This is a genomic window from Streptomyces sp. NBC_00080, assembly GCF_045041255.1.
GTDB lineage: Bacteria > Actinomycetota > Actinomycetes > Streptomycetales > Streptomycetaceae > Streptomyces > Streptomyces coriariae.
Genome location: NZ_CP108235.1, coordinates 9,215,210 through 9,239,213, shown reverse-complemented (window position 1 = coordinate 9,239,213; position 24,004 = coordinate 9,215,210). Strand labels below are relative to the sequence as shown.

At 67.3% G+C, this 24,004-nt stretch carries 10 protein-coding genes; 8 read left to right on the top strand and 2 right to left on the bottom strand.

The window, feature by feature from the left end; all coding sequences use genetic code 11:
- Positions 1–112: 112 nt before the first annotated feature.
- The 3 genes from OHU34_RS41250 to OHU34_RS41240 are packed head-to-tail and all read left to right on the top strand — an operon-like array spanning position 113 to position 3,894.
- Positions 113–1,333, top strand: a complete 1,221-nt coding sequence (locus OHU34_RS41250; protein WP_200839994.1) for a cytochrome P450 — start codon at positions 113–115, stop codon at positions 1,331–1,333.
- 51 nt (positions 1,334–1,384) lie between these two features.
- Positions 1,385–2,644, top strand: a complete 1,260-nt coding sequence (locus tag OHU34_RS41245) for a beta-ketoacyl synthase (RefSeq protein ID WP_142268398.1) — start codon at positions 1,385–1,387, stop codon at positions 2,642–2,644.
- A 32-nt stretch (positions 2,645–2,676) separates the two neighbouring features.
- Positions 2,677–3,894 carry a ketosynthase chain-length factor gene (locus OHU34_RS41240; RefSeq protein WP_142269842.1) on the top strand — a complete coding sequence of 406 codons (1,218 nt, stop codon included), beginning with the start codon at positions 2,677–2,679 and terminating at the stop codon, positions 3,892–3,894.
- A 690-nt stretch (positions 3,895–4,584) separates the two neighbouring features.
- Here OHU34_RS41240 and OHU34_RS41235 read toward each other — a convergent pair.
- Complete coding sequence (locus OHU34_RS41235) at positions 4,585–5,592, bottom strand: ketoacyl-ACP synthase III family protein (protein ID WP_142268399.1); 1,008 nt, start codon at positions 5,590–5,592, stop codon at positions 4,585–4,587.
- A 175-nt stretch (positions 5,593–5,767) separates the two neighbouring features.
- On the opposite strand from OHU34_RS41235, the gene OHU34_RS41230 reads away from it, so the two are divergent.
- The 4 genes from OHU34_RS41230 to OHU34_RS41215 all read left to right on the top strand — a co-directional run bounded on the left by OHU34_RS41230 (position 5,768) and on the right by OHU34_RS41215 (position 9,108).
- On the top strand, positions 5,768–6,031 hold the full coding sequence (locus OHU34_RS41230; protein ID WP_142268400.1) for a phosphopantetheine-binding protein: 264 nt from the start codon (positions 5,768–5,770) through the stop codon (positions 6,029–6,031).
- A 69-nt stretch (positions 6,032–6,100) separates the two neighbouring features.
- Complete coding sequence (locus OHU34_RS41225) at positions 6,101–6,910, top strand: class I SAM-dependent methyltransferase (protein WP_142268401.1); 810 nt, start codon at positions 6,101–6,103, stop codon at positions 6,908–6,910.
- Between the two features lie 711 nt (positions 6,911–7,621).
- Positions 7,622–8,245 (top strand): response regulator transcription factor, encoded by a 624-nt coding sequence (locus OHU34_RS41220; RefSeq protein ID WP_235034670.1) that lies wholly within the window; start codon positions 7,622–7,624, stop codon positions 8,243–8,245.
- A 107-nt stretch (positions 8,246–8,352) separates the two neighbouring features.
- Positions 8,353–9,108: an SDR family oxidoreductase gene (locus OHU34_RS41215; RefSeq protein ID WP_142268402.1), complete on the top strand. Its 756-nt coding sequence runs from the start codon at positions 8,353–8,355 to the stop codon at positions 9,106–9,108.
- A 68-nt stretch (positions 9,109–9,176) separates the two neighbouring features.
- Here the strand turns inward: OHU34_RS41215 and OHU34_RS41210 are convergent, their stop codons facing one another.
- Positions 9,177–9,971 carry an AfsR/SARP family transcriptional regulator gene (locus OHU34_RS41210; protein ID WP_142268403.1) on the bottom strand — a complete coding sequence of 265 codons (795 nt, stop codon included), beginning with the start codon at positions 9,969–9,971 and terminating at the stop codon, positions 9,177–9,179.
- Positions 9,972–10,185: 214 nt separating this feature from the next.
- Here OHU34_RS41210 and OHU34_RS41205 point away from each other — a divergent pair, with 214 nt between their 5' ends.
- A complete protein-coding gene (locus OHU34_RS41205) occupies positions 10,186–23,982 on the top strand; it encodes an SDR family NAD(P)-dependent oxidoreductase (protein WP_405771474.1) in 13,797 nt (4,598 codons plus the stop codon).
- Positions 23,983–24,004: the final 22 nt, after the last annotated feature.

The window sequence follows — 24,004 nt, the reverse complement described above, 5'->3', positions numbered from 1 at the left end:
TCGAACCGGTGGCGCGAAGATCAGCGCAGCGTCTTCGCCCGATACGTCGCGGAGAGAACGAACGTCGCCGCAGCGGCGGGTATCGAGATGCTTACCAAAGCAGAGGAGGCGAATGGTGGACTTCGGCGACGATCCCTATCCCGAGTACGCGTGCCTGCGTGAGCAGGAGCCGGTCCGGCACGTCCTGGAGGGCGAAGGCCTTTACGGAGTGCTGGTGACCCGGTACGAGGACGTGCGTATGTTGCTGTCCGATCCCAGGATGAGCAAGGACCCACGCACCGCACCGGCCGACTGGCAGGAAGCGGGCAAGGGACGGCCGCTGGAGGATCGGACCGGGCTCGGGACGCATCTGCTGACCACCGACGGGCCCGAACACACGCGGCTGCGCCGACTGGTCTCGACCGCCTTCACCGCCCGCCGGATCGAGGGCCTCCGTGGCCAGGTGCAACAGATCACGGACGGACTTCTGGACGAGATCGTGCCGAGGGGCCGTGTCGACCTGGTCACGGAGTTCGCGTTCCCGCTGGCGATCACGGTGATCTGTGAGCTGCTGGGAGTGCCGACGGCGGACCAGGGGGTGTTCCTCCGCTGGACAAAGGATTTCCGTCGGTGGACGAACAAGACTGCTGCCGACCCCACCGGCGGAGAGGACGCGCGGCCGGTCGGACTGCGCGACCTCCTCGGATATCTGACCGAGCTGGTCGCGAAGCGCCGACACGAGCCGGCCGACGGTCTGGTCGACGCCCTGATCGCGGCCCGGGATGCCGACGACAGGCTGAATGAGACAGAACTGCTGTCCATGCTGTCCTTGCTGTTGGTCGGGGGCTTCGAGACGACAGTCAATCTGATCGGGAACGGCATCCTCACCCTGCTGCGCCACCCCGACCAACTCGCGCTGCTGCGGGAGCGACCGGATCTGCTGGACTCGGCTCTGGAGGAGATGATCCGCTACGACGGATCGTTCGAGACGGCGACGTGGCGCTTCCCGCTGGAACCCATCGAGATCGCCGGAACCCGCATCGAAAAGGGTTATCCGGTGCTCCTGTCGCTGGCGTCGGCCAACAGGGATCCGGCGAGGTTCACGGCGCCGGACCAATTCGACGTAGGCCGCGCCGAGAACGGACACGTGGGGTTCGGACGTGGTGCGCACTTCTGCCTCGGTGCTCCGCTGGCCAGGCTGGAGACCCGGATCGCGTTCGAAGCGCTGCTGCGCAGGTTGCCCGGTCTCACCCTGGCCGTACCGATTGAGCAGTTGCGATGGATGCGGAGCCTCACGATCCGCGGCTTGGAAGCACTGCCGGTCACGTTCGATGCGTGCCCTCGACATCAGTGAAGGGAATCACATGCCAAACGCTGTGTTCATGGAGCAAACGGTGAGGTCACGATGAAACGCCGGGTAGTCATCACCGGCATCGGCGTGCGCGCCCCGGGTGGTAGAAACGCCAAGGAGTTCTGGGAGCTGATCTCGTCCGGCACCTCCGCCATCCGCACCATCACGTTGTTCGACGCGTCGGGGTTCCGCTCCCGGATCGCGGGCGAGTGCGACTTCGATCCGGTGGCCGAGGGCCTCTCCGCGCAGGAGATCCGGCGGTTGGACCGGGGTGCGCAGCTCGCCGTCGCGGCGGCCAGAGAAGCGGTCACGGACGCCAACCTCGACGTGGACAAGATCGACCCCCATCGCACCGGGACCAGCGTCGGCAGCGCCATCGGTGGCACGATGAGCGTGGCCCAGGAGTACGGGGTTCTCTCCGACAACGGCCGCAAGTGGCTCCTCGACCACGAGTACGCGGTGCCACACATGTACAACTACCTCATCCCGACGTCCTTGGCTGCCGAGGTGGCCTGGGAGGTCGGTGCGGAAGGGCCCGTGGCGCTGGTGTCCACGGGGTGCACCGCGGGCATCGAGTCGGTTTCCCACGCGGCGCAGCTCATTCGCGAAGGCTCCGCCGACGTCATGCTGGCCGGCGCCTCGGAGGCGCCCATTTCGCCGATCTGCGTCGCTTCCTTCGACGCGGTCAAGGCGACGACGCCTCGCAACGACCAGCCGGCCAGCGCGTCCCGCCCGTTCGACCGCACCCGGAACGGGTTCGTGCTCGCCGAAGGCAGCGCGATGCTGGTGCTGGAGGAGCTGAACCACGCCAGGAAGCGTGGCGCGCACGTCTATGCGGAGATCGGCGGGTGGGACGTGCGCGCGAACGCGTTCCACATGACAGGACTCCGGGCCGAGGGTCCCGAATTGGCGAAGGCCATCGAGGTGGCGTTGCGGATGGCCGAGCGCACGCCCGAGCAGGTGGACTACGTGAACGCGCATGGCTCCAGCACCGACCAGAACGACAGGCACGAGACCGACGCGTTCAAGCGGAGTCTCGGCGAGCACGCGTACCGGACGCCGGTGAGTTCGATCAAGTCCATGATCGGCCACTCGCTGGGCTCGGTCGGCTCGGTCGAGATCGCGGCGTGCGCGCTGGCCATCGAATCCGGGGTGATTCCGCCGACGGCCAACCTGCATGAACCCGACCCCGAGCTGGACCTCGACTACGTGCCGCTGGCAGCGCGGCCCGCGAATCTGCGCACGGTACTCAAAGTCGGCAGCGGGTTCGGCGGTTTCCAGAGCGCCATGGTGCTGACCAAAGGGGAACACTGATGGCTACTGCAGTCGCAGGCCGTGATCACCGTATGCCGTCGAGGCTCCGTCGCGCGGTGATCACCGGCATCGGCGTAGTCGCGCCGAACGGGTTGGACACCGACGAGTATTGGGACGCCGTCCTGCACGGGCGAGGTGGCATCGACCGGATCACCCGGTTCGATCCGGCACAGTATCCGGTCAAGCTGGCGGGTGAGGTGCCCGACTACGACGTCCGCCGGCGCATCCCCGGCCGGCTGGTGCCGCAGACCGATCAGGCCACCCGGTTGGCGTTGATCGCGATGGACGCCGCGGTCAGCGACTCCGAACTCGAACTGGCCGCCATACCAGGTGATCAGGTCGGGGTCGTCACCGGCATGTCCGTCGGCGGGCTCGAGTACAGCCAGCGCGAGTTGGAGAAACTCTGGCGCTTCGGCGGCGATCATGTGAGTGCATACCTGTCGTTTTCCTGGTTCTACGCGGTGAACACGGGGCAGATCTCGATCCGGCACGGGGTGTACGGTCCCGGCGGGGTCCTGACCGGACAGACGAGCGGGCTGGATGCGATCGCGCACGCCCGCAGGTACGTGGCCGAGGGTTTGCCGGTGGTGATGTGCGGTGCCGTGGACAGCGCGATGTGCCCGCTCGGATGGGTGATCGAGTTGGCCGCCGGCCGGATGAGCACCGTGGCCGACCCGACGCGGGCTTACCTGCCGTTCGATACCGCCGCGTCCGGCTACCTGCTCGGTGAGGGCGGCGCGATGCTCACTGTCGAGGACGCCGAACACGCACGCGATCGAGGGGTTCGGCCATACGGCGAGGTCGCCGGGTACGCCACGACCTTCGACCCGCGGCCCGGTTCGAAACGGGAGCCCGGGTTGCGCCGAGCGATCGAGTCCGCACTTTCGGATGCCGGCGTGACGCCGGGCGAAGTGGACGTGGTGTTCGCGGACGCGGCCGGCATCGCCGAGCTTGACCGCGCCGAAGCCGCTGCCATCACCCACGTGTTCGGTCCGCGGGCAGTTCCGGTGACCGCACCCAAAACGATGACCGGCCGGCTTTATGCCGGTGGCCCGGCGCTCGACGTGGCCACCGTGTCGTTGAGCATGCGGCACGGCGTCATCCCACCCACTGTCAACGTGACCGACCCGGTCCGGTCCGATCAGCTTGACCTGGTATGCGGTCAGCCGAGGGAAACAACCGTGTCCACCGCGTTGATGCTGTCTCGCGGCGAAGGCGTCAACTCCGCGATGGTGCTGACGGCGATGTAGTCGGTACCTGGTCGTGTCTGCATGAAGTGACCGCGGATGTCGGTCGGCCCTGCCCGCACCCGGTGCGGTCAGGGTGTTGGTATGCGTGGCCGGTGACCGCAGGGGTTGGGTGCGGTGGGAGGCGAGATCCACGCCGACTCGGGCGGGATCTACGGCTCACCGTCGAGCGCGGAGTGGAGACGATCCTCGCCCTACCACGTGTCCGGAGCCCTTCTTGGTCCTTCGTCTCCACAGGGCCATCTCCATGGAGTCCAAGCGGAGTTCGGTGCGCATGTGATGCGCGACCTGCCAGCCTACGATCATCCGCGACATACGTGCCGCCCCCCTCCCGCAGCCGGCGGGCGGACCTCGGCCGCCTCCTACGGGCGGAGTACGTCGACGGCGACAAGATCCGGCATCCGGCAGGCGGGATCGACCCCGAGACCGCGTTCTCGCAGGTGGTCGATCACCTGCTCGGCCTCGTCCGAGGACGGTCGATCTCCTGGGCCAAAAGCGCCGAGGCGGCTTCGAGGATCTCGTTCGCCCGCCTCAACTCCGTTACTTCCTTGCGGAGTTGTACACGGCCGGATGGTAGGTGGTAATCACGCACTCGATCGGCAAGTGCGGTCACAACTCGCATCCGCGGTCACTTCAGGAAGACAAAGCCTGGTACCTGTACCGCGCGGGCGGTACAGGTACCAGCAGGTGCGTTCACGGCGTGCCGATGATCTCCAAGATGCCGACCGTCCAGGTGAATCCGGCGCCGACGCCGGCCAGTACGCACGTCTGACCGGGCTGCAGGGCGCCTTCGGAGACGAGGTGGGCCAGCCCGCCGAACTGGTCGCCTGCACCAAGGTGCCCGACCTGCCTGCCCCACGACCAGGTGGAGCGCTGCGGGTCGATGCCGAACGGGTCGAAGAACTGTGCCCGCATCCGGGTACGGCCCAGGTTCGGCAACACGTACCAGTCGACGTCGCTGAGTTTCACGTCCGCTTGGGCGCAGGCCCGGTCGAACGCCTCCCGTTGCCCGGCTTCGATGCGGCGGAGCAAGGTCTCCAGGCCCAGGTCGCGCAGGAAGTCGGCGTTCAGGTTCAAGTCGATCGGCGATCCCTCGGCCAGCGGTGCGTCGCTGAACCTGTCACCCCGGCTACCTCGCTCCAATTCCGGAGCGGACACCGTGGCAAGGCCGCGGATCCTGGCGAATCCGGTGCGGGTGGACAACACCACGGCGGTGGCGCCGTCGCCGAAGGGGGAACTGGGGTCGCTACGCCACCGATCGAAGCCGGGTAGGCAGAATCTGTCGGCCGTGGTGACCAACGCGGTCGGCCGATCATGTGCGATCAAGTAGCCTGCCGCGAGCTCCAAGGCCACCATGCCGCCGTTGGACATCTGGCGGACCTCGATGGCTGGACACGCGCCCACGCCGGAGAACCGTTGGATGTACGACGCCGACGGCCATATGTCGTGACCTTGGTGGTACGCGCAGGCATGTAGCAGCAGGTGGAGATCCTCCGGTTTGGTCTTGGAGCGTTCGAGCGCGGAGCGTGCGGCCAGCACCGCCATTTCCGGCGCCGACTTCTCCGCCGAGACACAGACCGACTCTATGCCGGTGTTCCAGACTCGCGCTCGGTCTGCGAGGCCAGCTCGTTCCGCCTCGTCGAGTGTCATGCGCTCGGGCAGCCATGAACTCGCGCCGGCGACGTAGAGTTCGCGGTTCATCGGCGTCTCCCACAGGTTGACTCAGGGGCTCGCATCTGGTCAGCGTCGCCATGTCTGATGGAGGACCGTTCGAGGCTTGGGCCAGGCATTGTCGTCGTCGATTGGGACTCGAACGAATGTTTAGAGGACCCGGCGATGTTGGGCTCCAGGACGAGCGGAAAGGGCGTACCAATCAATGGCGACTTTTACTCTGGCGGACCTGGTGGAATATGTCCGGCGGGCGGCGGGCGAGGACGATGAGTTCGACCTGGACGGTGATATCGGCGAGACCACGTTCGTCAATCTCGGCTACGACTCGATCGCGATGGTGGAGGTAGTGGTCCTGGTCGAGCGGGAGCTCGGGGTCAAGCTGCCGGGGGAAGGAACGGGCAAGGACTCGACACCGAAGGAGTTCGTCGAATTGGTCAACGAGTTGCTACCCGCATCTATCCAACCGTAGGTCCGGCCCGAAGGCTCGGCAGTCGAGAAATGCGGGAATTTCGGCCCGCGCGAACGACAGGAGACGCCCATGTACAACACAGCCCACAAGCAACGCTTCGACAACGAAGCGCCGGCGGCGACCGAGCAACTGAGCCTCCTCGCCCAGATCCTCAACCGGGAGACTTTCAGCACCCTGGCCGAGGAGGTGGGTGTCGGTCACGGCTGGCGCAGCTGGGACGTGGGTACCGGGGACGGCTCGGTCGCTCGCTGGCTGGCCGCCCGGGGAGGGGTGACCGGGCACGTGGTGGCCAGTGACCTCAAGCCGCATCACGTGCCCGACCACCCACGGATCGAGGCAATTCGCCATGACCTCACCAGTGACCCCTGGCCGGAGCCGAAGTTCGACCTGATTCACGCCCGGCTGTTGTTGATGCACCTGGGCGACAGGGACACCATCGCGGTGAAGCTGGCCGCACACCTGCGTCCGGGTGGTGCGCTGGTGATCGCGGACTGGTCCTGCCCCTGCACCTCCGAGAGCCTGATCAAATCGCCGGTGGACGAGTACACGGCGCGCATCTTCGCCGAATACCATCGCGGCGTACACAAACTCGGCGAGCAGACGGGTATGGATCTGGCCTGGGCGTCGCGCACCCCGGATGTGCTGTCCGCCGCCGGCTACCGGGACATCACAACGCGGGACTATCAGGCGCCGGGGCAGGGCGGAGCGCCGACCGCGACGCTCGCTCGGCTGCACACCTTCATGCTGGAGCCCTTCCTCCTGAGTCAAACCAACCTGACCGAGGCAGACCTCGCTGTCATCCGGGAGACGCTTCTCGATCCGGAATTCGAGATGGACACCAACCACCTGTACACGACCGTCGTTCGGATACCGAAGTGAGTTGACCGCAACGCGGACCTCATGCCGCGCTGGTTGCGAGGCGACAGGCCGTGTTCACCGGGGGTGCGGATGCCGTGGTGCAGCATCAGGCCGACACCGGTGTTCTTGGTCGGAACTTTACTTCCCTTTGGTGAGGGCCTGACATTGGCGCGGCATCGCCCGAATTACCCGAATAGAGCCGCCTGGGAAACCTGAGGTTTGGGTGATTTGCGTATTTGCTCGCGCCTCTGGGGTGCTGTAGCCTCGGAAAAGGAGTGGCGCGATCCACATCGCGTACAGCAGAATCCTGGCGACAATACCGTAGGCGAGTGTTCAGCGGGGTTTCTTGGGGGCAAAGTGGAAGGTTCTGCGGCTCGAGAATTAGCAGAAAGGCTTCGGCCGGCGGATACCGTCCGCAAGGACGGGTTAGGTAAACGTCACCGGAGCGTGCGCGACTTCCGGCACGACCCTGCCCAAAAACCCCGGCGGACCTACTTCAATCAGGAGAGTCCCAGGCCGACCACCAATTTCGTGGTAACCGGCGGTATTGCGAGAGGTTGCCCAGCCTCTGCGATGACGAATCGCAACGAATTATCATCCGGCCCGGCGCAAATCCGGCTGCTCTACAGAGAGTTACCCGTGGACGGTTCTGCGAGGATTGCACCGCTGTAGGAATCGTCGTCCACGGGGGAACGGATGATTTCAAAGGGCTGCAACGGTCAGTTGCGCATAGTGCTGATCGACGACCACGCGTTGCTGCGCGAGGTGATGCGCGAGTCGCTTGAGCTGGAACCGGACATGACCGTGGTCGGCGACGCCGCCAGCGGCGCATCCGGCATTGATCCTTGCCAGCACGAACAACCCGATGTCGTGCTGCTCGACTCGGATATTCGCGGCGAGTCGGTCACCGCGACAGTGCAAGCCATCCGCGCCGTATCGCCGAGGGCCAGAATCCTGATCGTCAGCATGGTCGACGATCCGGTGCTGTTGCGCCAGTTACTCGACTGCGGCGTCCGCGGCTACCTGATCAAGTCGGTGAGCCGGACCGACGTGGTGTCCAGCATCCGCGCAGTATGCGCCGACGACAGCCGCATCGTGCTGCACGTGTCCGCCGAGGCGTTGACACATATCGCCGCGGCGGCGGACTACCCGGAGACGCTCACCAAACGCGAGCTGGAAATTCTGACCTTGGTGAGCATGGCGATGAGCAATCGGCAGATCTCCCGACGGCTGGCTATCGCCGAGGGCACCGTGAAACGCCATCTGGGGACCATCTTCAGCAAGCTGGGCGCCCGCACGAGGCTGGACGCGGTGAGCAAGGCCATCGCCAGCGGCATCATTCGCCCCGCCGGGTGAGACCTCCAGTGGGTCCTCGCCGGCCAACGAGCTTTCGGCCACGTCGGCCAGACCATTCTGCCCGCAGACACCGACACATGACGAAACCGCAAAGGGGCCCATAAACCATGGCAAGCTTAGTAGGTAAGACCGCGCTCGTGACCGGCGGCCGGACCGGCATCGGCTTCGGCATCGCCGCTGTGCTGGTCGAGCGGGGCGCGAAGGTGGTGATCACCGCGCGCAGCGAGGACAAGCTGCGCGAGGCCGCCGCCGAACTCGGCGAAGATCAGGTCCTCGCCGTTGCCGGTGACGCCACTGATCCCGAGCATCAGCAGACCGCGGTGGCGGCCGCGGTAGACCGGTTCGGGTCGCTCGATCTGCTGGTGAACAACGTCGGCGGTGCGGTGAGGGCGGGGGCAAGGGGCCGTTTGGTCGAGACCGACTTGGCGGCGTACCGGCGCACCATCGAGCTCAACCTGATGACCGCGTTGACCTGGGCCCAGGCGGCCTGGCGCGGCTGGCTCGGCGAGCATGGCGGCGCCATCGTCAACATCTCCTCGATCGGCAGCAAGCTCGCTGTTCCCGACGGCAGCGCTTATGGGACAGCCAAGGCTGCGCTCAACCACTTCACCCAGCAAATGGCCATGGAGCTCGCGCCCGCGGTACGGGTGAACGGTGTTGCGTCCGGTACCGTGCTCACCGAATTCACCAAGGTGAACATCGAGGGCAGAGAAGACAAGGTAGTCGGCTCCATTCCGCTGAAGCGGCTCGGCGAACCCGCTGATGTCGGTGCCGCCGTCGCGTTCCTGCTCTCGGATGAAGCGTCCTGGATCACCGGGCACACCCTCGTCGTCGACGGCGGCCGGCTACTCAACAACCGATAGGTTCCGGGCGGCCGGACCCCATCTACGGATTCGGCCGCCTCGCCCCAACTGTCGGCTACGGAACTGCTTCAGCTCCCTACACCCGGAGCGAGCCACTCCGACCAGCAATCGCGCCCGGCAAGGACCTCCTGGTGCAACTCCTTCAGCACTTCGGTCGGTTCGAGCCCGAGTTCGGTCGACAGCGTCTTGCGCAGGTTCTGATATGCCTGCAGCGATTCGTGCCGTCGGCCGATGCTGGCCAGCGCCTTGATGAGTTGCGCGTGGTACCACTCGTTGAGCGGGTTGGTCAGCAGCATGGCCTTCAGCTCTCCGACGAGCTCCCGGTGTCTGCCAAGCATCGCGTCGGCTTGTATCCGCAGTTCCAAGGTATGTGCGCGCTGCTCCTGGAGATGGACGACGTGTGCTTCGATGGCCGGGCCGGCCGTCACATCGGCGAGTGCCGGTCCCGACCAGAGGTCGAGTGCCTGCCGAAGCAGTCGCGCCGCCGCAGCCGGATCACCGGCGGCGAGCGCGGTGCGCCCCTGTCTGGCCAACTGATGAAACGCTTCCAGGTCGAGCTGGCCCGGGTTCATCCGGAGTATGTAGCCGGTGCCGCAGGTGGCGAGCATCCGTTCGATGGTGTCGGCGGGCACCCACGGTTCGAACTGACGCCGCAGCTGGTAGATGTAGGTCTGCGCGGTGGGGACGGCGCTCTTCGGCGGCTTGTCACCCCACAGTTCGTCGATGATCGCGTCGAGCGTCACGATGCTGTTCGTGCACAGGAGCAGCTGTCCCAGCACCCGCCGCACCATCGGCGCGGTCGGCGTGCAGTCACCGAGATCGTTGGTGACGCTGAGACAGCCGAGTACCTGGAATCGCAACACGAGTGAATCCCTCCACCTGATGATCGTTGGACCGGGGCCTCGATCGAGACTCTGCCGGTCCCTTTGGCCGGCTTGCAATGCTGCGAGGCGAAGGTCCAACACCGGTGACCATGTCGGGGCGCCTCAACTACAACCTTCGTCTCATTGCCCGTGGCCGAAGTTTGCGTCCGGCGGTGCCGGCCCGTTCCTGAGAGCAGAGTGAGGACCCGCTGCCATGTCGAAGAACTCCGTGATATCGAGTGATGGCGACGACGTCGCGGTGGTCGGTCTGTCGTGCCGCTTTCCCAGCGCGAACTCGCCCGAGGCGTACTGGGACCTGCTCTCGGCCGGTCAGGAGGCCGTCGGCGAGGTTCCTGCCGACCGTGCCGCGCACGTCGGTCGGCGCGTTGGCCGGGCCGGACTGATCGACGGGGTCGAGGACTTCGACGCGGGCTTCTTCGGGGTGTCGCCTCGCGAGGCCGCGGCGATGGATCCGCGACAGCGTCTGTTGCTGGAACTGGCATGGGAAGCCCTGGAACGCGCGGGAATCGAGCCGTCGGCGGTGCGTGGCCACCGCGTTGGAGTCTTCGTCGGCGCGATGGGGGACGACTACGCCACGCTGGTGCACGACCAAGGTGAGGGGGTGGTCGACAGTTTCACCTTGTCCGCGCTTCAGCGCGGCATCCTCGCGAATCGGATCTCGTTCTTTCTGGGGCTGACCGGCCCGAGTGCGGTGGTGGACTCGGCGCAGTCCTCGGCTCTGGTCGCCATGTACCAGGCGTACGAGAGCGTACGTCGCGGTGAGTCGGCGTGGGCGTTGGCGGGTGGGGTGAACCTGATCCTGTCGCCGGAGTCGACGGCGACCGCGAGCGAGTTCGGTGCCTTGTCGCCGGACGGCCGGTGCTACACATTCGACGCACGCGCCAACGGGTACGTGCGCGGCGAGGGCGCCGGCCTGGCGGTCCTCATGCGGCTGGCGGACGCCAGAGCCCACGGCCACGACGTGCTGTGTGTGATCCGCGGCGGCGCCGTGAACAACGACGGCGGAGGCGAGCAGCTGACCCGGCCGAGCCAGTCGGGGCAGGAGCAGGTACTGCGACTGGCCCTGTCCGGCGCCGGGCTGGATCCCGCCGAGGTGGGATATGTGGAGCTGCACGGCACCGGCACACCGGTCGGAGACCGGGCGGAGTCGGCGGCGCTGGGCGCGGTCTTCGCCGACCGGGACCGGCCGCTCGTGGTGGGGTCGGCGAAGACCAACGTGGGGCATTTGGAGGGGGCGGCTGGGGTCGCCGGTTTCATCAAGGCAGCGCTGGCGGTCCATCGTGGTCAGGTGCCCGCGAGTGTGAACTTCGCCGCTCCGCCGGAGGACATCCCCCTGACCGAGCTGGGCATCGAGGTCGCCACCGAGCTGCGCGAGTGGCCGGGCGACGGACCGCGGGTGGCCGGCGTGTCGTCGTTCGGGATGGGCGGGACGAACTGCCATCTGGTGCTTGCGCAGGCCCCGGATCCGTGGCCGGTCGAGGAAAGCCGCCCCGAGCACGGGGGCACGATCCCCTGGCAGGTGTCCGGCGGCACCGCGGCTGCATTGCGCGCCCAGGCCGACCGGCTGGCCGGTCTTGTCGCCGCAGCGGACCACCCGGGTGCGCTCGACATCGGATTCTCGCTGGCAACCACCCGCGCCACGTTCGGGCACCGCGCCGTCGTGATCGGCGCCGATACGGCCGAGTTGCTCGACGGCCTGACTGCGCTCGCGGCGAACCGGCCCGCGTCGAACGTCGTGTCCGGTCTGGTCGCCGAGGGCGGTACGGCGTTCATGTTCACCGGGCAGGGCGCGCAGCGAACGGGAATGGGCCGGGACCTGTATGCCGAGTTCCCGGTGTTCGCCGAGTCCTTCGACGCGGTGTGCGAGGAACTGGATCCGTTGCTGGGCGGCGGGTTGCGGGAGATCATGTGGTCCGATGCGGACCTGCTCGGCCAGACCCGGTACACGCAGGCGTCGTTGTTCGCACTGGAGACGGCGTTGTTCCGGCTGGTGGAGTCATTCGGAGTACGTCCGGATTACCTGATCGGTCATTCGATCGGTGAGGTCACCGCGGCGCATGTCGCCGGGGTGTTGTCGCTACCGGACGCCTGCACGCTCGTCGCGGCCCGCGGACGGCTGATGCAGGCGGCGCCGTCCGGTGGGGCGATGGTGGCGATCAACGCGGACGAGGGCGACGTGCGGGCGCTGCTGCCCGATTCCGGGGTGAGCATCGCCGCCGTCAACGGCCCCGACTCGATCGTGATCTCAGGCGAGACCGACGAGGTACTCGCGCTGGCGGAATCCTTCCGTGCCAGGGGGGTGAAGACCAAGCGGCTGAACGTCAGCCATGCCTTCCACTCCCACCAACTCGACCCGATCCTGGACGAGTTCGCCGACGCCATCGGCGGTCTGGCCTTTCACGCCCCTCGGATTCCGATCGTCTCGAACCTCACGGGGCACCTTGCCGACACCGGCGAGCTGGCCGACCCTGGCTATTGGAGAGCCCACATCCGCGGTACCGTCCGCTTCGCCGACGGCATCCGCACCCTGCGCGACGCAGGCGTTTCCCGATACCTCGAACTCGGCCCCGACCCCGTACTCGCCGGCATGGCCCGGGAGACCCTCGCCGAGCACACGTCGGCGGCGGTGTCCACGCTGCGGAACGGGCAGGCTGAGGTCCGTACGCTGCTGAGGACGCTCGGAATCATGCACGTCACAGGTGCGGTCGTGGACTGGACGCCGTTGCTGAACGGCGGTCGCAGGGCCGCGTTGCCCACGTACGCCTTTCAGCGCCGCCGGCACTGGATCGGCGAAGCGCACGAGGCCGGACTCACTGCGGAGCCGGCACCCGGCCACGACCATGATGGCGTGCTCGACTTGGTGCTCGGGCATCTCGCAGCTGTCCTGGGATACGACGGGGTCGACATCACGACGTCCTTCAAGGACCTCGGGCTGACCTCTTTGACCGCGGTCGAGCTGACCGACGGGCTTTCCCGTGAACTGGGGCTCGTCCTGTCCGGAGCGCTGGTGTTCGACCACCCCACGCCCGACCGGCTCGCGACGTACCTCCATGCGGAACTCACAGGGCGCAGTGCCGGGGCGAGCATCCAGGGACCTGACGACCGGATCGCCGACGAGCCGGTTGCCGTCGTCGGTATGGGTTGCCGGTTTCCCGGTGGTGTCCGGTCGCCGGGTGATCTGTGGGACCTGACCCTGTCGGGGCGTGACGCCATATCGGAACTGCCGCGGGACCGGGGCTGGGATCTGGACAACCTGTTCGACGCGGACCCGTCGACCTCCGGCCGGACATACGCCCGGCATGGGGGGTTCCTCGATGACGTTGCGGGGTTCGATGCCGGGTTCTTCGGGATCTCGCCGCGGGAGGCGTTGGCGATGGATCCCCAGCAGCGGTTGTTGCTGGAAACGGTGTGGGAGTCGTTGGAGGAGGCGGGGATCGAGCCGGGTTCGTTGCGCGGCAGCGACACGGGGGTGTTCATCGGAGCCATGGCCGGTGATTACGGTCCGCGGCTGGACACTCCGCACGGCGGGGTCGACGGATACCTGCTCACCGGTTCCAGCGGAAGCGTGGCGTCGGGTCGGGTGGCGTATTTCCTTGGCCTGGAGGGGCCGGCGGTGACGGTGGACACCGCGTGCTCCTCGTCGCTGGTCGCGTTGCATCAGGCTGCTCATGCGGTGCGCAGTGGTGAATGCTCTCTGGCGCTCGCGGGTGGCGTGACGGTGATGTCCTCGCCGGGGATATTGGTGGAATTCTCCCGGCAGCGCGGGCTGTCCGTCGACGGGCGGTGCAAGGCGTTCGGGGCATCGGCCGACGGCACCGGCTGGGGTGAGGGAGCGGGGGTGGTGGTCCTCGAGCGTTTGTCGGTGGCGCGCGCGAACGGGCATCGGGTGCTGGCATTGCTGCGGGGTTCGGCGGTGAATCAGGACGGTGCGTCGAACGGGTTGACTGCCCCGAACGGTCCGTCGCAGCAGCGGGTGATCCGCCAGGCGCTGGCCAATGCCGGGCTCACGGGTGCGGATGTCGATGTCGTCGAGGGACACGGCACGGGCACCAGGCTCGGGGATCCCATCGAAGCGCAGGCGTTGCTGGCCACGTACGGGAAAGAGCATGCGCCGGATCAGCCGTTGTGGCTGGGATCGCTGAAGTCGAACATCGGTCACACCATGGCCGCGGCCGGCGTCGGTGGAGTCATCAAGATGGTGGAAGCGCTGCGCCACGATGTGCTGCCGCCCACTCTGCATGCCGACGAGCCCACCCCGCACGTGGACTGGAGTGGTGGGGGAATCCGGCTGCTCACCGAGGCGCACGAGTGGCCTTCGATAAACCGGCCGCGTCGGGCGGGGGTCTCCTCGTTCGGTATCAGCGGCACGAATGCTCATGTGATTCTGGAACAGGCACCACAGGCACCACACGCAGAGCAGGTTGGAACACGGCAGTCGCCCTCTCCGGGGTCTCCTGCGGATGGTCCGGTGGGGTGGGTGTTGTCGGCGCGGACCGCGGAGGCGTTGCGGACCTATGCGGGGCGGATCGCCGCGGCTGCTGATTCTGATCTGTCCGTGGTGGATGTTGCCGCGACGCTGGCGGCGCGTACGGCGTTCGAGCATCGCGCTGTTGTGGTCGGCGCCACCCGCGAGCAGTTGTGCGCAGGGTTGACTGCCGTTGCCGAGGGCCTCCCTTCGGATGATGTGGTGACCGGAATCGCCGGGGCGGGTAAAGCGGTCCTGGTGTTTCCCGGGCAAGGATCGCAGTGGGATGCGATGGCCCGTGATCTGTATGCGACGGCTCCGGTGTTCCGCGATCGTCTGGATGAATGCGCCCATGCCATATCCGCCTACGTCGACTGGGATCTGCACCAGGTTCTGCTGACCGATGAGGGTGCGGGACTGCTGGCGCGCGTGGATGTGGTGCAGCCGGCACTGTTCGCGGTGATGGTGTCCCTGGCCGCACTGTGGGAATCCCACGGTCTTCGTCCGGGTGCGGTCGTAGGGCATTCACAAGGGGAGATCGCCGCGGCGTGCGTCGCCGGGGCATTGACGCTGGAGGACGCCGCCCGCGTCGTCACATTACGCAGTCAAGCCATTGCCACCCTGGCCGGACAGGGCGGCATGGTTTCCATCGCACTCCCGGTCGACCAGGTGCGAACCCGACTCGATCAATGGCACGGTGAACTTACCGTCGCCGCGATCAACGGGCCCAGGGCCACCGTGGTCTCCGGAGGTGCGCAAGCTCTCGATGAGTTGCAGGCCGTCTTCGACACCCACAGAATCCGCACGCGGCGCATCCCCGTCGATTACGCATCGCATTCCCCACACGTCGAGGAGATACGCGACCGGATTATGGACCTGCTGGCGCCGATCAACCCCCGGCCCAGCGATATCCACTTCTATTCCACGGTCACCGCGGAACGAATCGACACCACCGCACTCGACGCCGGTTACTGGTTCCGCAATCTTCGCAGCCCCGTCGAGTTCGAGGCCACCACACGGCTGCTGCTGACAGACGGCTACGACACCTTCATCGAATCCAGCCCCCACCCCGTCCTGGTCACCGGCATACAGGAAACACTCGACACCACGGACACGCCCGCCAGGAACTTCGGGACATTGCGCCGGGACAACGGTGACCTGACCGGCTTCCTGCTCGCCACCGCACACGCCTTCACAGCCGGTGCCACCACCGCACACCACCACGACGGCCACCACAACGGCCACCACGTGACACTGCCCGGCTATCCCTTCCAACAAGACCGCTACTGGCTCAAACCCGGCACCAGCCGAAGTGACGTCAGCAGCGCCGGACTCACCACGTCCGACCATCCACTGCTCGGCGCAGTCATCGAGGGCGCAACCAACACGACCTTCACCGGCCGGATCTCCCTGACCACCCATCCATGGCTGGCCGACCACAAAGTCGCCGGCAACACCGTCCTCCCCGGCGCCGCCTTCATCGAACTGGCCCTGTACGCGGCCGACCAGGTCGGCTGCGGCGGCATACGTGAACTGACCGTGCAGTCACCGCTTCTCCTGCCGGAACACGGTGCCCTACGGCTCCGGGTGGAGGTCGGTGAGCCCACCGGTGGTGATGGCGCCCGGCCGATCCGTGTCGACGCCCGCCCGGACACCAACACCGACACAACCTGGACATGCCACGCCACCGGCATCCTCGACACCAACACACCCTCCGCCGACTGGGACCTCACCACCTGGCCCCCCACCGGCGCACAACCCCTCGACCTCTCCTACGACACCCTCGCCACCCACGGATACCACTACGGCCCCACATTCCAAGGCCTCCAGAAAATGTGGCACCACAACGACCACATCTACGCCGAAATCACACTCCCCACCGACCCCGACACCTACAACCTCCACCCCGCACTACTCGACGCCACACTCCACGCCGCCCTGCTGGGTCAGGTCGTACCCGACGACGGCAGGGTGCTGCTGCCCTATACCTGGGAAGGCGTGACGATGCACGCGTCCGCCGCATCCGCGCTACGGGTATCGGTGACACCTGTGGGGAACAACGCGCTGCGGCTGCGAGCGGCGGACGGTGCCGGCTTGCCGGTCGTCGAGGTGGGGTCTCTGGCCATGCTCCCGGCCGAGGTCACCGACCTCGGTGCCCAGACCGTGAACCGCGACTCCCTGCTGCGCCTGGAATGGGTACCCGCGCCATCGGCGCCCACAGTGCCGCCCGCCCGGATCTCGCTGGTCGGCGAAGATTCGTTCGGCCTGCGCTCGGCGACAGGAACCGTTGACTGGCAAGAGTTCACCGAACTGTCCGGGGTACCCGACGACGCGCACGACGTGGTCGCGTGCATCGCGGGTAACCATGCGCAGGAGATTCCCGGAGCCGCCCGCACAGTGCTGTACGGCGCGCTCGATCTGGTCCAGGCGTGGCTGTCCGACGACCGGTTCGCGGACGCACGGTTGGTCGTGGTGACCCGGCACGCGGTGATGTCCGCAGACCGTGAGCCCGCCCCGGATCTCACCACCGCACCCGTCTGGGGGCTGCTCCGCTCCGCGCAGACCGAGAACCCCGGCCGACTCGTCCTGATCGATGTCGACGCCGATGATCGTTCGCTCGCCGCGCTGCCGTCCGTATTGGCCGGCGACGTCGACCAATGTGCGTTGCGTGGTGGGCAAGTCCTGGTGCCGAGACTGTCCAAGGCGAGTTCCAAGAACCGGCTACGGATACCGGAAGGCGTGCCGTGGCGGTTGAACGTGGCGGACAGGGGCCGGCCGGAGTCGCTGTCGCTGGTGCCGTGCGCAGAGGCCGACGTGCCGCTGCGGCCGGAGCAGATTCGGGTCGCGGTGCGCGCGTGCGGGCTGAATCTCCGTGACGTGCAGATCGCGCTCGGCGACACGAACATGGGCGAGGGGGCCGGTGCGGTCCTTGAAGTCGGCTCGGACGTGACCAGGGTACGACCCGGTGACCGGGTGCTGGGAATGCTGTCCGGGGCCTTCGCGCCCACGGCGACGGCCGACCACCGGTGGGTGACGCACATCCCGCCGAACCTGACGTTCGAGCAGGCCGCCGCGATCCCCCTCGACATCGGAAGTGCCTCCGAAGCAGCCGTGGCACTGGACGACCCGGACCGATACCAGTCGATGATCGCCGAGGTCACTTCGCTGTTTGCGTCGGGCGCTCTTCGCCCGGCGCCGATCCGTGCCTGGGACATCCGCGAGGCACCCGAGGCGCTCCGCTTCCTCAGCCGGGGCGGGAACACCGGCCAGAACGTCCTGACCATGCCGCCGTCATGGGACACCAACGGCACCGTGTTGATCACCGGCGGTAGCGGAACACTCGGCAGGCTGATCGCCGCCCACCTGGTCGCGAAGCACGGGGTGCGGAACCTCGTACTGGTCTCCCGGCATGGAGCGGACGCTCCTGGAGTCGGGGACCTGGTCGCCGAGCTGTCCGGGCTGGGCGCCGAGGTGTCGGTCTCCGCATGCGATGTCGCCGACCGGGTCGCGCTTTCCGCGTTGATCGCGCAGATCCCGGCCGGCCGGCCACTCACCGGTGTGGTTCACGCGGCGGGGATCCTGGAGGACGGGCTGATCTCGGGGATGACGCCGGGAAAGCTCGACGCGGTACTGCGGCCGAAGCTGGACGCGGCGTGGAATCTGCACGACCTGACCCGGGACCTCGGGCTTTCCGCGTTCGTGCTGTTCTCCTCGATCATGGGCACGATCGGCAACGCGGGCCAGGGAAACTACGCCGCCGCGAACACCTTCCTCGATGCGCTCGCCCAGCACCGCCGCGCCACCGGATTGCCGGCGACCTCGCTCGCGTGGGGCTTCTGGGGCGAGCGCAGCGAACTGACCGGCGACCTGGACAACGCGGACATCGCTCGGATAGCACGCACTGGGCTGAAACCGCTGCCGTCGAACGAAGGTGTCGCGCTGTTCGACGCGGCGTTCGCCGCCGGTGAGGTCACCGCGGCACCGGCAGCGCTCGATCTGGACCGGCTGCGCGTGCGGGCAAAGGAGACGGGACTGCCCGAGGTGTTCCGTGGGCTGGTCCGGGTCCGACGCGCGGCCACCACGGTCACGGCGCTCGGCTCGACGCTCACCGACCGGCTGGCCGGCCGCCCGGCCGAGGAGGTCGCCCGCGAGCTGCTCGATCTGGTGCGCTCCCACACCGCCACCGTGCTCGGCCATGCCGGTGTCGGCTCCGTGCAACCGGACGTCACGTTCAGGGAACTCGGCGTCGACTCGTTGTCCGGGATGGAGCTCCGGAACCGGCTGAACGACGTCACCGGACTGCGGTTGCCGTCCACCGTGGTGTTCGACCACCCGACCCCGTCCGCACTGGTCATCCTCCTGCGCGAGGAGCTGCTGGGCGAGATCGTCCACGTCGCCACTCCTGCGGCACCCGTCTCGGCGGGGAACGACGACCTGGTCGCGGTCGTCGGTATGGGTTGCCGGTTTCCCGGTGGTGTCCGGTCGCCGGGTGATCTGTGGGACCTGACGCTGTCGGGCCGGGATGTCATTGGCGGGCTGCCGCGGGACCGGGGCTGGGATCTGGACAACCTGTTCGACGCGGACCCAAGGCGCACAGGCAAGAGCTATGTCAACAAGGGCTACTTCCTCGATGACGTTGCGGGGTTCGACGCCGGGTTCTTCGGGATCTCGCCGCGGGAGGCGTTGGCGATGGATCCCCAGCAGCGGTTGTTGCTGGAAACGGTGTGGGAGTCGTTGGAGGAGGCGGGGATCGAGCCGGGTTCGTTGCGCGGCAGCGACACGGGGGTGTTCATCGGAGCCATGGCCGGTGATTACGGTCCGCGGCTGGACACTCCGCACGGCGGGGTCGACGGATACCTGCTCACCGGTTCCAGCGGAAGCGTCGTGTCCGGTCGGGTGGCGTATTTCCTTGGCCTGGAGGGGCCGGCGGTGACGGTGGACACCGCGTGCTCCTCGTCGCTGGTCGCGTTGCATCAGGCTGCTCATGCGGTGCGCAGTGGTGAGTGCACTCTGGCCCTGGCGGGTGGCGTGACGGTGATGTCCTCGCCGGGGATATTGGTGGAATTCTCCCGGCAGCGCGGGCTGTCCGTCGACGGGCGGTGCAAGGCGTTCGGGGCATCGGCCGACGGCACCGGCTGGGGTGAGGGAGCGGGGGTGGTGGTCCTCGAGCGTTTGTCGGTGGCGCGCGCGAACGGGCATCGGGTGCTGGCATTGCTGCGGGGTTCGGCGGTGAATCAGGACGGTGCGTCGAACGGGTTGACTGCCCCGAACGGTCCGTCGCAGCAGCGGGTGATCCGCCAGGCGCTGGCCAATGCCGGGCTCACGGGTGCGGATGTCGATGTCGTCGAGGGACACGGCACGGGCACCAGGCTCGGGGATCCCATCGAAGCGCAGGCGTTGCTGGCCACGTACGGCAAGGAGCATGCGCCGGATCAGCCGTTGTGGCTGGGATCGCTGAAATCGAACATCGGTCACACCATGGCCGCGGCCGGCGTCGGTGGAGTCATCAAGATGGTGGAAGCGCTGCGCCACGATGTGCTGCCGCCCACTCTGCATGCCGACGAGCCCACCCCGCACGTGGACTGGAGTGGTGGGGGAATCCGGCTGCTCACCGAGGTACGCGAGTGGCCTTCGATAAACCGGCCGCGTCGGGCGGGGGTCTCCTCGTTCGGTATCAGCGGCACGAATGCTCATGTGATTCTGGAACAGGCACCACAGGCACCACACGCAGAGCAGGTTGGAACACGGCAGTCGCCCTCTCCGGGGTCTCCTGCGGATGGTCCGGTGGGGTGGGTGTTGTCGGCGCGGACCGCGGAGGCGTTGCGAACCTATGCGGGGCGGATCGCCGCGGCTGCTGATTCTGATCTGTCCGTGGTGGATGTTGCCGCGACGCTGGCGGCGCGTACGGCATTCGAGCATCGCGCGGTCGTGGTCGGCGCCACCCGCGAGCAGTTGTGCGCAGGGTTGACTGCCGTTGCCGAGGGCCTCCCTTCGGATGATGTGGTGACCGGAATCGCCGGGGCGGGTAAAGCGGTCCTGGTGTTTCCCGGGCAAGGATCGCAGTGGGATGCGATGGCCCGTGATCTGTATGCGACGGCTCCGGTGTTCCGCGATCGTCTGGATGAATGCGCCCATGCCATATCCGCCTACGTCGACTGGGATCTGCACCAGGTTCTGCTGACCGATGAGGGTGCGGGACTGCTGGCGCGCGTGGATGTGGTGCAGCCGGCACTGTTCGCGGTGATGGTGTCCCTGGCCGCACTGTGGGAATCCCACGGTCTTCGTCCGGGTGCGGTCGTAGGGCATTCACAAGGGGAGATCGCCGCGGCGTGCGTCGCCGGGGCATTGTCGCTGGAGGACGCCGCCCGCGTCGTCACATTACGCAGTCAAGCCATTGCCGCCCTGGCCGGACAGGGCGGCATGGTTTCCATCGCACTCCCGGTCGACCAGGTGCGAAGCCGTTTGAAGCAGTGGGATGGCGATATCGATATCGCCGTGATCAACGGCCCCGCGTCCACCGTGGTCTCTGGCAGCGCCCAGGCCCTGGACGAACTTCAGGCCGTCTTCGAAACCCACAGCATCCGCACGCGGCGCATCCCCGTCGATTACGCATCGCATTCCCCACACGTCGAGCAGATTCGCGACCGGATTATGGACCTGCTGAAGCCGATCCGCCCTCAATCCAGTCATATTCCTTTCTATTCCACGGTCACCGCGGAACGAATCGACACCACCGCACTCGACGCCGGTTACTGGTTCCGCAATCTTCGCAGCCCCGTCGAGTTCGAGGCCACCACACGGCTGCTACTGACAGACGGCTACGACACCTTCATCGAATCCAGCCCCCACCCCGTCCTGGTCACCGGCATACAGGAAACACTCGACACCACGGACACGCCCGCCAGGAACTTCGGGACATTGCGCCGGGACAACGGTGACCTGACCGGCTTCCTGCTCGCCACCGCACACGCCTTCACAGCCGGTGCCACCACCGCACACCACCACGACGGCCACCACGTGACACTGCCCGGCTATCCCTTCCAACAAGACCGCTACTGGCTCAAACCCGGCACCAGCCGAAGTGACGTCAGCAGCGCCGGACTCACCACGTCCGACCATCCACTGCTCGGCGCAGTCATCGAGGGCGCAACCAACACGACCTTCACCGGCCGGATCTCCCTGACCACCCATCCATGGCTGGCCGACCACAAAGTCGCCGGCAACACCGTCCTCCCCGGCGCCGCCTTCATCGAACTGGCCCTGTACGCGGCCGACCAGGTCGGCTGCGGAACCATCCGCGAACTGACCGTGCACACACCCCTCCTGCTCCCCGAACACGGCGTCTTGCGACTTCGCGTGGAGGTCGGCGAGCCTGCCGGGGTCGAGGATGCCGGTGGTGATGGCGCCCGGCCGATCCGTGTCGACGCCCGCCCGGACACCAACACCGACACAACCTGGACATGCCACGCCACCGGCATCCTCGACACCAACACACCCTCCGCCGACTGGGACCTCACCACCTGGCCCCCCACCGGCGCACAACCCCTCGACCTCTCCTACGACACCCTCGCCACCCACGGATACCACTACGGCCCCACATTCCAAGGCCTCCAGAAAATGTGGCACCACAACGACCACATCTACGCCGAAATCACACTCCCCACCGACCCCGACACCTACAACCTCCACCCCGCACTACTCGACGCCACACTCCACGCCGCTTGCGGCGACGGCCCCGGGCTGGCGACGACCTGGCGCGGCGTCGCCGTACACGGCATCGGCGCGACCGTCCTGCGCGGGCGGATCGGCCCGAACCGCGCCGGGTCGGTGTCGATCTTGCTGGCCGACGACGTGGGCGACCCGGTCGCCGAGGTCAGTGGAGTCAGCGTTACCCCGATCACTGCGCGGCAGTTGCAGGCTGCGAAAGCCGCGCAACTTCACGCGCTGTACCGAGAGGAGTGGGTCGACCACTACGACGGTAAGTCCTTGCCGCGCAAGGCGAACTGGGCAGTCGTAGGCGCGGACACGCTACTCGCCGGGGCGGGATTGACGGCCGCGGGTGTGCACACCAGGACGTACCCGGAACTCGGTGCCTTGGCCGAAGCCGACGAGGCGATGCCGGACTACCTGGTTCTCACCGTGGCGGCGGGCGGGGAGGTTGCCGCCACCGCGCGGGAGACGTTGCACCGGTTGCAGGCCCTCCTGGCGACCGAAGCGCTCGCCTCTGCGACCGCGGTGTTCCTGACCACATCGGCGGTCTCGGCGTTCAGTGATGCCGCCATCGACCTCGCAGGCGCCGCAGTCTCCGGGCTGCTCCGGTCCGCACAGGCGGAGAACCCCGGCAGGTTCGTGCTCGTCGACATGGACGCCCACCAGGAGTCGTGGCGGGTACTGCCGAGGGCCGTGATGCTCGGCGAGCCGCACCTGGCTCTGCGCGAGGGAAAGATCAGGGTACCGCGGCTCGCACCGGTCAAGCCGGCCAGTGACCCGGAGCAGTTCGACAAGTCCGAGGGCACGATACTGGTTACGGGCGGAACCACGGCGATGGGCGAACGACTGGCGCGGTACCTGGCCTCCGGGCCCGGCGCGCACCATGTCGTGCTCACCGGCGCCGAGTCTCCCTCACTGGACGCCACCGTCACCACCACGGAATGCGACCCGGGAAACCCCGCGGCGCTGCGCGAGCTGATCGACGGTCTCTCCGCGGAGCATCCGCTGAGCATGATCGTCCACATACCGGAGGCGCTGCCGAACGACCAGACGGCCTCGCTGACACCGGATTCGCTCGCCGAGGCGGTGCGCGCGAGGGTCACGGCCGCGGAGATTCTCGAACGGGAAGCCGGGGCCGCCACCCTCGTCCTGTGCTCGTCGTTCGCAGGGACCGTGGGCGGCCACGGAACCGCCGTCGACGCCGCGTCGGCGGCCGCACTGGATGCGCTCGCCCGACGACGCCGGGCAAACGGCGCTCCGGCGGTGTCGCTGGCCTGGGGGCCCTGGGCGCTGGGCGACGAACCGTCCAGCACCGGGATCGCGGGAGTCGGCGTACTGGGGACGTCAGAGGCCGTCGCGCTGTTCGATGCTGCCTGTCTCGCAAGCGAGCCCGTGATGATCCCGGCCAGACTGGATCTGGCCGAGCTGGCCAGGCAGGCCAGAACCGGCAAGGCGCTACCGCCGGTGTTCAGATCACTGGTCAAGACCACCGGTAAACGCGCCGTGAGCCGAGGTGCTGTCTCGACGACGTCGCTACGTCAACGGTTCGCGGCGACGGTGGAAGCCGACCAGGACGAAATGCTGTCCGACCTGGTCTGCACGCATATTTCGGCCGTACTCGGGCTCGAGTCGGCGGATGTCGTGCAGCCGAACCAGATCTTCAGCGAGCTCGGGTTCGATTCGCTGTCCATGCTGACCCTGCGAAACCGCCTGAAGTCGGCGACCGGTCTGCACCTGGATTCTTCGTCGGTGTCGCACTACTCGACACCGAGCGCCCTGGCCCAGCACCTCAAGCAGACACTGCTCGAAACCTGATGCGGCGGGAACGTCAACACCC

What these genes read in the sequence shown, in the direction of transcription:
- OHU34_RS41250 (WP_200839994.1), top strand. Translation starts at nt 113, where the DNA reads ATGGTGGACTTCGGCGACGATCCCTATCCCGAGTACGCGTGCCTGCGT.
- OHU34_RS41245 (WP_142268398.1), top strand. Translation starts at nt 1,385, where the DNA reads ATGAAACGCCGGGTAGTCATCACCGGCATCGGCGTGCGCGCCCCGGGT.
- OHU34_RS41240 (WP_142269842.1), top strand. Translation starts at nt 2,677, where the DNA reads ATGCCGTCGAGGCTCCGTCGCGCGGTGATCACCGGCATCGGCGTAGTC.
- OHU34_RS41235 (WP_142268399.1), bottom strand. Translation starts at nt 5,592, where the DNA reads ATGAACCGCGAACTCTACGTCGCCGGCGCGAGTTCATGGCTGCCCGAG.
- OHU34_RS41230 (WP_142268400.1), top strand. Translation starts at nt 5,768, where the DNA reads ATGGCGACTTTTACTCTGGCGGACCTGGTGGAATATGTCCGGCGGGCG.
- OHU34_RS41225 (WP_142268401.1), top strand. Translation starts at nt 6,101, where the DNA reads ATGTACAACACAGCCCACAAGCAACGCTTCGACAACGAAGCGCCGGCG.
- OHU34_RS41215 (WP_142268402.1), top strand. Translation starts at nt 8,353, where the DNA reads ATGGCAAGCTTAGTAGGTAAGACCGCGCTCGTGACCGGCGGCCGGACC.
- OHU34_RS41205 (WP_405771474.1), top strand. Translation starts at nt 10,186, where the DNA reads ATGTCGAAGAACTCCGTGATATCGAGTGATGGCGACGACGTCGCGGTG.